This window comes from Lujinxingia litoralis, assembly GCF_003260125.1.
Classification (GTDB): Bacteria; Myxococcota_A; Bradymonadia; order Bradymonadales; family Bradymonadaceae; genus Lujinxingia; species Lujinxingia litoralis.
In genome coordinates this window covers 472,917-486,577 of record NZ_QHKO01000002.1, presented here as the reverse complement: position 1 = coordinate 486,577, position 13,661 = coordinate 472,917, and the positions used below count along the sequence as shown (strand labels likewise).

Below are 13,661 nucleotides of genomic sequence, written 5' to 3'. Positions count from 1 at the left end.
GCCTTCAGTGCAGCGGCAGCCCGATCCGCTCCCAGCGCGGGGACTCGCCCTCGGTGGACGACCAGGCAATGTGCACCGGGCGGCCGACGATGCGCTCGGCGGGCAGCGGGCCGAAGAGCCGGCTGTCGGCGGTCAGGCGGTCCTCGACCGTGAGTCCCGAGAGGTGGCTGCGGTTGTCGGCCAGCACAAAATACTGGTGGGGACCGAGCGCGAGTCCGGGGATGGCGGCCTCGGTGCTGGTCCGATCGCTGATGGCGACGACGTAGCGACGATCATGGTTGTGCTCAACCCAGGCGTTGAGCCCCTGCTCGTTGCGCAGATCGGCCTCGCCCACCCAGTCCTCCATCAAGGGAGTGTAGTCGACCAGCTGGTCCCCGATGATCAGGGTGTTTCCCTGCATCTGCACCTCTTCGCCGGGCAGGGCGACCACTCGAAGGGTGGCGAGTTCATCGGTGTGGGGCGTGCGCACGGCGATGAGTTCGCCGCGTTGCGGAGAAGCCACCTGCTCGGGAACCCGGCGAATCAGAAGCGTGTCGCCCGGATGCGCCAGGGGGTACATCGCCATCGTGTCGATGCGCTGAAAGGTCCACAGGTGGCGCAGCGCCTGGTCGACGACGATCGCCATCGGCCCCACAAAGGTGAGCAGGGCGATGAGCCCGTAGATCAGCGGATGCTGAAACGCGCGCGGGCGCCCCGCATCGCGCGTGTGCTCCGCCGCGCGCAGGGCGGCCAGCAGGGTGAGGACAAGCCAGGCTGCCAGCGTGGCGAACGCCGCGTAGGTGAGCACCAGCTGCCACCAGGTCACCGCGACGATCACCAGCAAAAAGACCAGGACCATCGCCAGGTTGAGCGAGACGCCGGCCAGGAGCTCGCCGGCATAGACAAGACCCAGCCCGGGCGCAGCGAAGCTGAGCAAAAAGGCCAGCGAGGCGCGACGGGGAGAGGCTTCGGTTTCGGGCTGAATATCAGGCGTCATGGTGGGCTCGGGGCCGGGGGCTGACAGACGTGCAGTGGCGCCCGGCAGAGGGAGGACTTTAGGTGTGGGGGGCTGGCAGTGTCAACGCGCGGGCCGGTTGTCACCCATGCGCCGGGGCATTACAAGGTAGCGCGCAACGCGATTCCGGCAGGCCGAAAGGACGCGGAGCGCGCGGTGAGATGAAATGCACCGGCGATCAGACGTGGTTAGGGCTGCGATGTGCGAAGAGTAACGGCACATACCTTGCACCGCGTGTTCGCTGCGGCGCCTCTTTCGGGCGCCCTGATCGATCCTACATGAGGTAGAAGTGAGTATGACGTCCGAAAAAACGCCCCGCTACGCGGTATCGACCTGGCTTGTACTGATCATGACAGCCGCGATACCGGTGGTCGCGTTGACCGGCTTTTCGAATTTCGAGCGGGGCCGCCAGGCGGTGCTGGTGCTCGGGGCCGCCGCGGCACTGATAAGCTGGGGCCTGGGGCTGATGCGCCGCCGCGGCGCCACTGTACATGCGGTGGGCGTCGCCGGGCTCGGAGGGGCGTTTTTCGCGATGGCCGGCGCGAGCTTCTTGTGGAGCTCGGCGCCCATCTTTGGCGTGCTCAGTGCCTCGACCTGGGTGGCGCTCGGGGCGCTGGTCTGGGTGGTGCTCTTCCCGGTGGGACCGGCGCTGCGCGCCGGCGACTGGGCGCTCTCGGTGGCGCTGGGGTTGATCGGTGCCGGCGCGCTGGGACTTTACGATGCCGCCGGTGGCGACCTTCTTACCCCGGTGTGGAACCCGCCCGGTATCGCCGGCGGGTTCGATGGGCTCGGGTTCGCCGCCGCCTATTATCTGGTGGCGCTCCCGGTCGTCGCCGGGGCGCTGGCCCGGGAAAGTAAACGGGGCGCGCGCTTCGGCGTGCTGGCCGCCGGCCTGGCGTTGGGCACGCTGCATACCGCCCTGGTCGTCGGCCCGATGGACGCCCTGGTGCTCGTGGTCGGGGTCGCACTGGCCCTGGGGCTCGGCCTGGCCGCCGGGCGGCGTGGTGAGTCGGGCGCGCGCGCGGGCCTGGGACGGCTGGTCGCGCCGCTGGCCGTCGTTGTGGTCGGCGCGGCCCTGGGACTGGCGCTCGTCGAGCGCCCCACTAGCCCCAGTGACGCCACCGACCTCCCGCGCCTGCGCCCCAGTGCTACGTTCCTCGATGAACTCGCTGAGGATTCGTCGATCCGCTGGCCTTACTTCGCCATCGATCGCACCGAGGCCCCGCTCGATGGGGTGTACCGCCCCTACCTGAACTCCGTGACACGCGGCCTCTTTGAACAAGAACCCGTGATCGGTCACGGGGCCGGGGGCTGGTGGCTTAAGCAAAGCGATGTGATTCATGATGGCGACCCCCACGTGCGCTCGCTTCACCCCGTGTACGCCGCGTTTAAAAGCCCCCATAGCGACTTCGCTCGCCTGAGCGTGGAGCAGGGCGCGTTAGGCGTGACCCTGTGGGCGCTGTGGTTGCTCGGTGTCATCCTTCTTACGCTGGGCGTCGTTCGTCGCGGGGAGCTGAGCCGCGAGGATGTAGCGTCTTTTGTCGGACTCACGGCCAGTTTTGTCGTCGGGCTGATGCTGATGTTTCGCTCGCCCCTGCTGGAGCTGGGGAGCTCGGCCGTGGTCTGGACGGTGGCCACCGCGCTGCTCGCGCGTCGCGCAGCCGAAGGGGGCCATGCCGGCGCCTGGGTGACCTCGGTTGAGGTCGGACACCGGGGGGCCGTGGGCCGTGCACTGCTCGCGCTGGTGGCCGCGCTGGTCGGTGCCGCGATGATCGGTCCGACCCTGCTCAACACGCTCGCATCGCTGGAACGGGGACACGGCGATGTCTTGATGTTGCGAACCCGCTTTGCCGAAGCCCAGGAGCAGTACGAAGAAGCCAACCGTCACTACCCCGCGCATGCCGATGTCCTCTACAACCAGGCGCTCGCCTACACCCTGGTCGGGCAGACGACCCTGGGAGAAGCGTTGATTGCGGAAGCGCTGGAGCTTCGCCCTTACGACTCGCGAATTCTCTCGCAGGGCAGCTACATCGCTCTCTCCATGCATCGGCTGGATACCGCCCTGGCGCGCGGTCGGGAGGCGATTCGTACCGGTCCGAATAACCTGCAGGCCATCGACGCCTACGGGGCGGCGTTGCAGCGTCGCGGACGCTATGAAGACGCCGCCAATCTCATGTCCACCCTGATCAAACGCGGCCTTCCCACCCGAGAAGCCGCCACCCTCCACGCTCGCCTGGGCCAACTCTACGATCAGTTCCTGGAGCAGCCGCGCCGCGCGTTGGAACACTTCAACCTGGCCGCCAAAGGGATGGGCGATGGGCCCGAGCGGATGCTGGTGCTCAACCGCGTCAATGAACTCGAAAAACGTATCGAGCGGGAACGTCTGATCCGCGAAGGAAAACCGATCCCCCGCCATCTTTTGCCTCAGGAAGTGCTGGAAGAGGGGCACGATCACGGCCACGACCATGGAGCCCCCCCGGGATTGCCCGAGCTGCCCTCGGCGCAGCCCGACACGCACGGACATCAAGGGCACGCCCACTAAACGAGGCGACATTATCCCCATCAAACGCAAAGGAGGCGGCCTGTGGCCGCCTCCTTTGCGTTTACCCCCTGGGCGCACTCGCCATCCCTCCAGGCTCGACGCCCCATGCGCGCGCCGGTGCAAGAAGGCGCTGCTACCGAACTCGCCGCCGCGCGCGCGTACAGTGGGGACTTTGCAGCGCACACCCACGTTGTACGCGCGTACAGGGGGTTATGTGAGTCTGGAAAAGGGTGTTGTACGCGCGTACAGGGGGTTATGTGAGTCTGGAAAAGGGTGTTGTACGCGCGTACAGGGGGTTATGTGAGTCTGGAAAGGGGTGTTGTACGCGCGTACAGGGGTGTGTGTGAGTCTGGAAAAGGGTGTTGTACGCGCGTACAGGGGTGTGTGTGAGTCTGGAAAAGGGTGTTGTACGCGCGTACAGGGGTGTGTGTGAGTCTGGAAAAGGGTGTTGTACGCGCGTACAGGGTGTGTGTGAGTCTGGAAAAGGGTGTTGTACGCGCGTGGATGGGGGTGATGGGGCGCTTTGTCTGGCGCACGCGCCGGTCCTCCTCAGGGGAAAGGCATCTGGAGCAGGCCGCAACGAGGTGGATGCAATAAAAAACCCCGGCAAGGAGGCCGGGGTTCTGGGGGGCGTTTCAGTGGGGAGCGCGCAAGGCTTACTCCTTCCAGAGGATCTTCCAGGGCTGCTGCTTGATCACGCGGAGCAGATCCTTGAGGTCTTCGTACACCTCGCGTTCGACCAGGAGGGCTCCCAGGGTGCCTTCGCCGGCGGCGACGTTGTCCACCATGGTGACGGCCTGGTCGGAGACCTGGCGCAGGTTGTCGGCGCTTGTTTCGGCGTCGTCGAGGATGGCGACGATGCGCCCCTCGTTGTCGACCAGCAGCCGACGGGTGACTTCGCTGATCTCGCGGGCGTTGGCGGCTGTCTGGGAGACGTCGGCCATCACCGGATCGATCTGGCCGTTGAGGCGACCGGTCATGCGACGCGCGTTGGCCGCGGCGGCACCGGCGTCATTGACGATCGTGCGAATCTTCTGACCGTCGCCCACCCCGACATTGATGGCGGCCAGGAGTTTCGAAGCCTCGGTGGCGGTGGTGTTCAGGCCGCTGATGGCGGAGTCGAGCTCGTCGCGATTGTCGCCCACCGCATCGCCGACCACGCCGAAGAATTTAGTCGCGTTGGCCACCAGCTCGCCGACGTCTTGCTCCTCATCGTTGAGGATGTCGGACATCGTCTCGAGAACCTCGGAGGCCTGTCCCAGCAGGATCTCCATGCGCGGCGGGTCGACGCCGCGCAGGGTCGAGCCGCTGGCGACGGCCGCGCCCTCCAGAGTCTCGGTGATGATCTCGACGTAAGGCTCTCCGAGCACCCCGCGGGTGGTGATGTAGAACTTGCTGTTGTCCCGCACCGAGTCGGCGTACTGCTTGTCGATGTCGAGCGTGGCCTGCACGGCGACCGCCGGTAGCCCGCTGGCCGGGTCTTCGTTGCGCACGAACTCCATCTTGGAGACCGAGCCCACGTTCATGCCCGAGAGGGCAACGTCGGCCCCGGTCTTCAGTCCGCCGGAGGTGCTGAACTGCACGTTGACCGTGTAGCCACTGGTGAGCCGGAAGTCGCCCAGCAAAAAGACAAAGGCGACCAGCAGGGCAGTGGCCAGGAGCACCAGGGCGCCCACCTTGACTTCAATGGCGGTTTCTTTTTTCTGCATCGAGAGCTTCGGGTGTGAAGGGGTCGTGGGTGCGGCGCGTCATAGGTGCGCATTGTCGCCGCAGTCAGGCAAATATTTCAACCCTCTTGGCCGCGCCGGAACGCGGGCTCGAGGGCTTAGACTTCCATGGGGCCTTCGGGCAACCCCTGGATGAACTGTTGAACGATCGGGTTGTCGCTCTCTTTGAAGGCCTGTTGGCTGCCATCAAGGATGAGCTGGCCTTTGTAGAGCATGGCGATGCGGTCGGCGATGCCGAAGATGCTACGCAGATCATGGCTGATCACGATGGAGGTCACGCCCAACGCATCGGAGAGATGGCGGATGAGCTTGTCGACCATCGCCGCCGAGATCGGGTCGATGCCGGTGGTGGGCTCATCGAAGATGACGAACTCCGGATCGAGCGTGAGGGCCCGGGCGATCGCCACCTTTTTACGCATGCCATCGCCGAAGTCCGCCGGGTAGCGTTCGGCGTGGCGCTGCATGCCCACGAGCTTGAGCTTCTCCAGCGCCATCTCCTGAGCCTCGTCCACCGTGACGCCCAGGTGCTTGCGGATGGGCAGCGCAACGTTCTCCTGGAGGGTCATCGAGTCGAAGAGGGTGGAGTTCTGAAAGACCATCGCGCAGCGTTTGCGGATGGGATAGAACTCCTTCTCTTGAAAGTCGGTGACGTCGACACCGTCGAGGAGCACCCGGCCCTGGTCCGGGCGGATCAGCCCGACCAGGTGTTTGACCAACACGCTTTTGCCGGCGCCGGACTGCCCGATCACAAAGAAGACCTGTCCGGATTGCACGGTGACGCTCACGCCGCGGAGCACGTGGTTGTTGCCAAAACTTTTGTAGATGTCGCGAAACTCAATGGTGCCCATCGGCTAGCTCCCTGGTGCGTTAAAACGCGCGGCTGATGCCCAGCGACGCGCGCATATAGTGCCAGGAGCGCTCCGGAAGCCCGGCGGCATCGTTGGTGGTGAAGTCGGTGGGCAGGCTGAGCCCTTCGAGGACCGGCAACGAGAGGCCAAACTCCAGAGTCCAGAAACGCTCCTCGCTATCCCAGCGGAAGTAGCCCGCGCGCATCTCCAGGCCAATCTGGGAGGAGGGGACATCGGCCAGCCGGAGCCCGCTGTACTGCACGCCGGCGGCCAGGGTCAGGCCGGAGCGCTGGTAGATCGGGAAGTAGCGCCCGAGCACGGCGATTTGCCAGGCCAGCCCCACCTCGGCGTCGGCCGGCGCCGCCGTGCTCATCGGGTGTGCCCCCAGCCAGGTCGCGCCGATCCCCACGTCGGCGTTCATGGAGAGACGGGGGCCGATGACGTGTTGAAGGCCCACCCGGGCCACGCCACCGGCGGCCGGGGAGAGTTTGAGGCCTTCGTCGGGCAGGTCGACGACGGCGCCCCCCTGGGCGGCGATTCCCAGGGTGGGGAACTGCCGGCCGACCAGGGGCATGTGCACCGACTGCGCGCTGGCGATGGCCGGCAGGGCCACCAGCAGGGTGAGCAGTGCGGCAAACGTTGAGGCTCGCTGTGGGGAATGTGCCTTCACGGGAGAGGTCCTTGGCCCGGGGGGGGAGTTTGGCTCAGGGAATGAGGCTGAGCACCACGTAGCCCAGGCTGGTGAGGATGAAGTCCAGGATCACCACCGCCAGGCTGGCGTTGACCACCGCGTTGGTGGTGGCTCGACCCACGCCCTCGCTGCCGCCGGAGACGTTGAGGCCGGCGTGGCAGGCGATGATCGGGATGGCCATGCCGTAGGCCAGGGCTTTGCTCAGGCAGAGGATGAGGTCGAACCAGCCGATGAAGCTCAGATCGATAAAGGTGCGGACGTTGAGCCCGAAGGAGAAGAGCGCGGTCAGGGCGCCAGCGCTGTAGCTGACCAGCACGGCGAAGATCGTGAGTACGATCATCATGATCGTGGTGGCGATAAAGCGCGGCACCACCAGGTAATCGACCGGCGGGGCGGCACACATGCGCAGCGCGTCGACCTGTTCGGTTACCACCATCGAGCCGATCTGGGCGGCCATGCCGGTGGCCACCCGCGTGGCGATCATCATGGCGGTGATCGTCGGGGCGAACTCACGCAGCAAGAGCTGCAAAAAGAGCCCGCCCAGCAGCTGGAGGTCGCCGGTGATCTGCTCGGCCTGGTAGCCGGCCTGGTAGATCAGGATCATGCCCAGGAAGCCCAGCGTCACCGCGATGAAGATCACCGAGCGATTGCCCACCTCGTGGAGTTGCTCAAAGATCGCTCGCCAGCGGGTGCGGCCGCGCACCATGTAATAGAGCGTGAGCGCGAACATCTCGCTGAGTTCGCGAAAGGTGCGCACCAGGTAGAGCAGGGGCTCGCCAAGGGCGGCCAGAAACTCACGGAAGGAGGAAGGTTCGCCGCCAGCCTGGCGAGGGGAGGTGTGGGGATCGGCGCTCATAGGGTCGAGCTCACAGCGAGGCGAAAGTAATGGCGTAGTCGAGCACAAAGATGGCAATGGCGCTGCCCACCACCGAGGCGTTGACGGCGCGTCCCACGCCCACGGCCCCCCCGGAGGTGCTCAGGCCGAAGTGGCACGAGATAATGGCGATGGCAAAGCCGAAGGCCACTGCTTTAATCAGTCCGTGGAGGAGATCATCCAGGAGCACAAAGGTGATGACGCTCTGGAAGAAGAGCACCATGTTGACGTCCAGGAGCACCTGGCTGGTGATAGCGCCGCCGATCAGAGCGGTGAAGTTTCCGATGACCACCAGCAGGAACATCATCAGGATCATCGCGATAAAGCGCGGCATGACCAGGTAGGCGATCGGGTCGATGGCCAGGGCGCGCAGGGCGTCGACCTGGTCGGTGACCTTCATCGTGCCCAGTTCGGCGGTGTTGTTGGCGCCGACGCGCCCGGAGAACATCAGCCCGATCAGGATCGGGCCGACCTCGCGCAGGATCGAGTAGCCGGCGCCCCATCCCAGCAGCCCGTAGGCGCCGTATTGCTCGATGTAGAGACCGGATTGGATGACCATGATCGCGCCGACCAGGATGGCGGTGACGACCACAATCGGGAAACTTTTAACGCCGACGCGGTAGAGGTTGCGCCAGGTCTCCGGCCCATCGAACTGCCAGCGCCAGGGGAGCAGGTTGCGTAGCACCTGAAAGATCAGGATCGCCAGGCCTCCGGCGTTAAAGGACCAGCTCATCGCCGTGTGGCCCAGCCAGCGGAAGGGCGCCTGAATGGTGGAGGTGATGCGATGCATGAGCGTCTTATACGTTGAGTTCGTCGTCGCTATAACCCTGCCAGAACTGGCTGACCAGGGAGTCCTGGCAGGCGTCGATTTCGGCGCGGGTGCCCTCAAAGACAATGCGTCCCTGGTCGAGGAGCACGAAGCGATCGCAGATGTCTTTAATGCCCTCGATGTCGTGGCTGATGGTGACCGAGGTGGTGTCGAAGTCCCGCTGCATGGTGCGCAGCAGGATAAAGATCTTCGAGCTGGTCACCGGGTCGAGGCCGGCGGTCGGGTCGTCATAAAACACGATGGGCGGGCGACGGATCACGGCACGCGCAAAGCTGACGCGCTTCTTCATACCACCGCTGAGCTCGTTGGGATACCGGTCTCCGATGCCCGGGAGGCTGATGTCTTTGAGGGCCTGCTGGACCTTCTGGGCGACCAGTGTTTCGTCGCTTTCGCCGGCCTGCCGCAGGGGGAAGGCGATGTTGTCGGCGACGTTCATCGAGTCGAAGAGGGCGTAGTTCTGAAAGAGCATGCCGATGCGAAAGCGCAGCTCGGCCAGCTCGGTGGGTTTGAGGCTGTGTACATCGATGTCATCGATGAAGACCTTGCCGCGATCGGGGGTGATAAGTCCGCAGACGATCTTCAGGAGCACGGATTTGCCGGCGCCACCCGGGCCGATAAGCCCGACGTTGGTGTGGGCGTCGATGGTCAGGGTGACGTCGTCGATGACGACACGCCCCTCATGGTACTTGGTGACGTTCTCAATGCGGATCATGAGAGCTCGCTGAGCCGGCGCTCGGCCATCGGGCGCCGGCGGTTGTCGGGGTAATCGCGTACAAAGCGGCGGAGGGCCCGGCGATAGGCGCTGGAGCTCTGGCTGAGCCGCGTGATCTCGACCAGGTGCCAGGCGGCCTCGGGGCGTCGTTGGGCGTGCGGGAAGACGTCGATGAAGGTCTCGAAGTGGTCGCGGGCCGCGTCGTAGTCGTCGAGGAAGAGCAGGTGGAGCAGGCCGAGTTCGAAGCGGGCATCGGCGGCGCGGTGGCTGTGATAACTGCCGACGAACCAGCTCTCCTCGGTGCGGCTGGCAACCAGGGAGAGGGCCTGGCGAGCGGGTTCGAAGTTCTGGTGGCGCTGGTAGATCTGAGCCATGCGCCAGAGGGCCTCGTCGGCCGCGGCGCAGTCTGCGCAGGCGAGTGCCGCCTGGCGGTAGGCGGCCAGTGCCTTCTCTTCGGCGGCGAGTTCCTCGGCGTGGAGTTCCCCGACAGCCAGATGAAGTTGGGCTTTGAGGCGTGGGTCGAGGAGTCCGGCCGCGATGCGGTCGAGGTCGGCGATGAGGCCGGCGCTGTTGTCGGCCTGCCGCTCGACCTTGACCAGGTAAGCGAGCGCCAGTTCGGTGCCGGCCCAGGGCGCGCTTTGCGCGATGGCGCGGTGGAGCAGGGCGATGCCCGCGGGGCGGTCGCCATGGTGCTCTATGTTCAGGCGCGCCGATTCGTAGAGGGCCCGGCTGGTGACGTGGTCTTCGATGCCTTCGTTCCACAGCGACTCAAAGCGTTGAGTCGCCTCGTCGATGTCACCGCGGCGGAGCGCGAAGCGCGCCAGTTCAAAGCGGGCGTCCCGAGCCTGCTCCGGGCTGGGAGCGCGCTCGGCAAGCGCGGTGAGCTGGTCTTCTGCCTGGTCTGGAGGCAGGCGCATGGCCTCCAGGTAGTCATCGGACCAACGCTGCGGGGGAGCGCCTGTGGACGCACAGCCAAGGAGCACCACAGCGAAGAGCGCCGCGCTGAGCGGGCGCCAGGTCAGGAAGGGGGGGGATGTGGGCACGGCAAAAACTTTGAGAACGGGTGAGGTTGGATTAACCTTTCGCGGCGTAGCTTACTGATTCCACCCACAACGGCCAAGTCTATGTCTGCAGTGCGAAGGGTTATCGTCATCGCGTGGTGTTTCGCGCTGATGGTGGCCCTGAAGGTTGAGGCCCCCACGGCGTGGGCCCAGCCGAGGGTCGAAGCCGCCGCGGGCGGCGCGAGCGAAACAAGCGCGCCGGGGGCCGCTGAAGATGAGGCGTCCGGGGCGCCGGCGCTGGCGAGTTCCGAGAGTGAGCTCCGCGCAGGCGACGAGGGCGTGGGTGCGCCGCAGCGCAGTGCCACCGCCGCGCCGGCCGGTACAGAGCTCGATGAGGAGGCGGTCCGGGCGCGGGTGGAGGCGTTGCGTGACGCGATCGCCGGCGTGGACGAGGTCGAAGTCCGAGTGGCGCGGGAGCGTGAGCTTGGCGATCGTGTGTTGGGCTATTTGCAGACGCGCCTGCAGGAGGAGCCGCGCAGCCGGGTGGCGCTGCGAGAGCTCAGTGTGGCTCGGGTGCAGGACGCGGTGTGGGTCGCGACCCTTGAGAGCGCTCGGGGCGCCGCGCGGGGGTGGCAGCAGGAGGTCTCCGGGCTCGAAGCGCTCCTTGAGGAGCACGCGCGTGCCGCGGAGCTCGATGCCCAGGAACGGCAGCGCCTGGAGCGCTCCGAGCGCGCCCAGGAGGCCGCTCGTCAGGCCGTGGAGCAGACGCGTCTTCGAGAGGAGCAGGAGCGCGACGCACAGATCCGTCAGGTGCTGGCACGGGAGCGCGAGATCGCCGAGGAGTTGCTCGCCATCTCGGAGCGGGAGGGGGAGCAGATCCGCGAGATAATGGAGAAGCGTCGCGAGAGCGAGGCGACCTTCTCGGAGCGCCGCGTCGAGGTGGAGCGTGGTCTGGAGCAGGCCGACGAAGACCTGGCTCCGGTCGTGCGTCAGGCGCTGGAGTATCGGCGCGCGGCGCGGGCCGACGTGCAGCGGACCCGGGAGCTTCGCCGGGAGGCCGCTCGTGAGGTTGCCCGACTGCGGCCGGAGCGGGAACAGGCTCACGAGGAGATTCGCAGGCTGGCAGACGAGGTTGGCGAGGAGCCTACCACCGAACTTGCGCGGCGTCGCAAAGCGCTGGCCGAGCTGCGCCTGGAGTTGGCCTCGCAGCGCCTGCAGATCGCCGAAGATGTGCATGAGGCCCGTGTGGCCCGTCATGAGGTGAACCTGCAGCGCCGTCTCTTTTTTGATGAGTCGCTGGAGACGCTCTTCCCACGGATGAGCGCACAGACCCGGGCGCTGATCCTGTCACCACGTAGCGATCAGGCCTGGCGAGATGCTTTTGCCGGGCTGCGCGTCGGGGTGATGATCGCCTACGACACGGTGGAGGTGTACTTCGACGAGGTGCGCGACCTGCGGGGGATGCTCACCTCGGTGGCCTTCTGGGGCTGGGTGATGGGGGTGTTCTGGCGGGTCATCGCGATACTGATCGCGCTGTGGCTGGGACGGGAATTTGGCCCCCGCGTCGTGCAGTGGGGGTTGAGCCAGCTGCTTGCCCGGCGAGCATTGCGAAATACGGCCGGGGCGTTGATCAAGGTCGCGCAGGTGATGCGCGCGCTGATCGTGCCGGCGATTGTGTACGTCTCGGCGGCGCATCTGAGCGAGTATCTCTCGGCGGCGATTCCGGAGTTGCTCTATGTGCGTTGGGTGATCGACGCGCTGGTGATCTACTACGGGGTGATGATCACCGTAAAAACGCTGGTGTTGCCAAGAGGTGGCGAGTCCGCCGACGTGGTCGGCAGCGCCGGCGGTGGGGTGGTGGCGGCGCAGACCCTGGATTCGCTGGCGCAGGAAGGGGCAGTGGAGTTGACCCGGGCGCGTCGTCTGGTGCGCAGCGTGCGGGTGGTGCTGAGCTTCTGGCTGCTCTCCTATTACGTGCCGATGACGGTGTGGGAGCTCACCGGGCCCTCGGTGATCTGGTGGTTGGCGGACCGGGTCTTCTGGGTGGCGTTGCTCGTGTTGATTTACCTGGTGCTCTGGTGGTGGAAAGACGACATCGCCGAGGTCTTTGAGCGCCTGGCTGGCGAGCGCCTGCCGCGGGCGACGGCGTTGGTTCGGGAGCGGCGAAGTCGTCCTTATGGGGTGCTGCTGATTGGGCTCGCGTCGCTCTACGTGCTGGGCTCGGAGATCGTGCGCTGGGGCCGGGCGTACCTGGTTGAGACGGAGATTAGCCGTCAGGTCAGTAACTTTATTTTTCGCAAGAAGATCGAGATTCAGCGCCGCGAGGGGGCGGTGGTCGAGGTGCCCGAGGCGGCGCAGAGCACGGTGCCGGAGCGGTACCGGGCGATGTTTGAGGATTCGCCCCTTCTCGATGAGCCGTTTCGGGTCCAGCGTACCGGCATTATGGAGGCGATCACCGCGCAGCGAGGGCGCTGGGAAAGCACGCGACGTCAGGGCTCGGTGGCGATTGTCGGAGAGGCCGGGATCGGCAAGACCACGGAGCTGCTGCAGGTGGTCGGCCAGTGGCCGCAGGAGCGCGGGCCGATTCAGTACTGCACTCTGGCACAGAAGGTCGCCGGAGAGGTCGCCGCGCTGGAGTTGATTGCGCAGCTCTTCCATCTGCCCGAGACACCGGCCAATCGTGAAGAGGCGGTCGAGTGGCTGCGGCGCACCCCGCCGCGCACGATTGTGATCGACGATTGCCACCATCTCTTTTTGCGCCATATCGGCGGGTTTCGGGCGGTCGACCTCTTTTTGGACGTGGTGCACATCAGCGATGACCACCATTTCTGGGTGCTGGTGTTTAATCGCTTTGCCTGGTCGTATCTCAACCGGGTGAGGGCCCGGAAGCACTACTTCGGGCAGGTGTACGAGGTCGGGCCCTGGAGTGAGCACGAGATCCAGCAGTTGGTGCGCGCGCGTGATGCCCGCATTGATCTTCCCATCAGCTTTACCGATCTGGTGATCGCGCATCAGAGTGGCGAGTTGACCTACGAGGTGATCAAGACGGCCAACGGCTACTTCCGTTTGTTGCATGAGTTCTGCCAGGGCAACCCCCGTGTGGCGTTGACCTTCTGGCTGCGGAGCCTGCGTCTGGATGCGCTGGGGCGGCTGCAGGTGGGGTTGTTCAGCCGCCCCTCGGCGGCGGTGCAGCAGACGCTGACCGATCAGTATCTTTTCGCGCTGGCGGCGATCGTGCAGCACGGTTCGCTCAATGCGGAGCAGGTCGCACGCATTACCAATGCCGAGCGGGGCTTTTGTGAGACGGCCATCAATTTCCTCTACGAGAGTGACATCCTGGTGGTGAACCAGCGCCAGGGGCGAGCCTCGTTGAGCACGCTATATTACCGCGCGGTGCTTCGGCAGCTGCGGGACGCGAACTTTCTCTATGAGTGAGGCTCTCT

10 protein-coding genes are annotated in these 13,661 nt (G+C 65.6%); 2 read left to right on the top strand and 8 right to left on the bottom strand.

The annotated features are described in order from the left end of the window. Nucleotides 1-4: 4 nt before the first annotated feature. On the bottom strand, nt 5-976 hold the full coding sequence (lepB, locus tag DL240_RS06580; protein WP_111729073.1) for a signal peptidase I: 972 nt from the start codon (nt 974-976) through the stop codon (nt 5-7). A gap of 313 nt (nt 977-1,289) precedes the next feature. Between lepB and DL240_RS06575 the strand changes: the two genes are divergently transcribed. Next, nucleotides 1,290-3,536: a hypothetical protein gene (locus DL240_RS06575; protein ID WP_111729072.1), complete on the top strand. Its 2,247-nt coding sequence runs from the start codon at nt 1,290-1,292 to the stop codon at nt 3,534-3,536. Between the two features lie 656 nt (nt 3,537-4,192). Here DL240_RS06575 and DL240_RS06570 read toward each other — a convergent pair. From DL240_RS06570 to DL240_RS06540, 7 genes are all read right to left on the bottom strand, one after another. Beyond that, nucleotides 4,193-5,245 carry an MlaD family protein gene (locus DL240_RS06570; protein WP_111729071.1) on the bottom strand — a complete coding sequence of 351 codons (1,053 nt, stop codon included), beginning with the start codon at nt 5,243-5,245 and terminating at the stop codon, nt 4,193-4,195. 116 nt (nt 5,246-5,361) lie between these two features. Then, complete coding sequence (locus tag DL240_RS06565; protein WP_111729070.1) at nt 5,362-6,111, bottom strand: ABC transporter ATP-binding protein; 750 nt, start codon at nt 6,109-6,111, stop codon at nt 5,362-5,364. Nucleotides 6,112-6,130: 19 nt separating this feature from the next. Next, complete coding sequence (locus tag DL240_RS06560; protein ID WP_111729069.1) at nt 6,131-6,781, bottom strand: hypothetical protein; 651 nt, start codon at nt 6,779-6,781, stop codon at nt 6,131-6,133. A gap of 34 nt (nt 6,782-6,815) precedes the next feature. Then, a complete protein-coding gene (locus tag DL240_RS06555) occupies nt 6,816-7,658 on the bottom strand; it encodes an MlaE family ABC transporter permease (RefSeq protein WP_111729068.1) in 843 nt (280 codons plus the stop codon). Nucleotides 7,659-7,668: 10 nt separating this feature from the next. Next, entirely contained in the window at nt 7,669-8,466 is a 798-nt protein-coding gene (locus tag DL240_RS06550; protein ID WP_111729067.1) for an MlaE family ABC transporter permease, read from the bottom strand. A gap of 7 nt (nt 8,467-8,473) precedes the next feature. Next, on the bottom strand, nt 8,474-9,217 hold the full coding sequence (locus DL240_RS06545) for an ABC transporter ATP-binding protein (protein WP_111729066.1): 744 nt from the start codon (nt 9,215-9,217) through the stop codon (nt 8,474-8,476). Continuing rightward, nucleotides 9,214-10,260 carry a tetratricopeptide repeat protein gene (locus tag DL240_RS06540; protein ID WP_146618148.1) on the bottom strand — a complete coding sequence of 349 codons (1,047 nt, stop codon included), beginning with the start codon at nt 10,258-10,260 and terminating at the stop codon, nt 9,214-9,216. Before DL240_RS06540 ends, DL240_RS06545 begins: the two co-directional genes overlap by 4 nt. A gap of 81 nt (nt 10,261-10,341) precedes the next feature. Here DL240_RS06540 and DL240_RS06535 point away from each other — a divergent pair, with 81 nt between their 5' ends. After that, nucleotides 10,342-13,653, top strand: a complete 3,312-nt coding sequence (locus tag DL240_RS06535; protein WP_146618147.1) for an AAA family ATPase — start codon at nt 10,342-10,344, stop codon at nt 13,651-13,653. The last annotated feature ends 8 nt before the right edge of the window (nt 13,654-13,661 follow it).

Bases quoted from the DNA above. Each gene is read 5' to 3' on its own strand.
- lepB (WP_111729073.1), bottom strand. From the start codon at position 976: ATGACGCCTGATATTCAGCCCGAAACCGAAGCCTCTCCCCGTCGCGCC.
- DL240_RS06575 (WP_111729072.1), top strand. From the start codon at position 1,290: ATGACGTCCGAAAAAACGCCCCGCTACGCGGTATCGACCTGGCTTGTA.
- DL240_RS06570 (WP_111729071.1), bottom strand. From the start codon at position 5,245: ATGCAGAAAAAAGAAACCGCCATTGAAGTCAAGGTGGGCGCCCTGGTG.
- DL240_RS06565 (WP_111729070.1), bottom strand. From the start codon at position 6,111: ATGGGCACCATTGAGTTTCGCGACATCTACAAAAGTTTTGGCAACAAC.
- DL240_RS06555 (WP_111729068.1), bottom strand. From the start codon at position 7,658: ATGAGCGCCGATCCCCACACCTCCCCTCGCCAGGCTGGCGGCGAACCT.
- DL240_RS06550 (WP_111729067.1), bottom strand. From the start codon at position 8,466: ATGCATCGCATCACCTCCACCATTCAGGCGCCCTTCCGCTGGCTGGGC.
- DL240_RS06545 (WP_111729066.1), bottom strand. From the start codon at position 9,217: ATGATCCGCATTGAGAACGTCACCAAGTACCATGAGGGGCGTGTCGTC.
- DL240_RS06535 (WP_146618147.1), top strand. From the start codon at position 10,342: ATGTCTGCAGTGCGAAGGGTTATCGTCATCGCGTGGTGTTTCGCGCTG.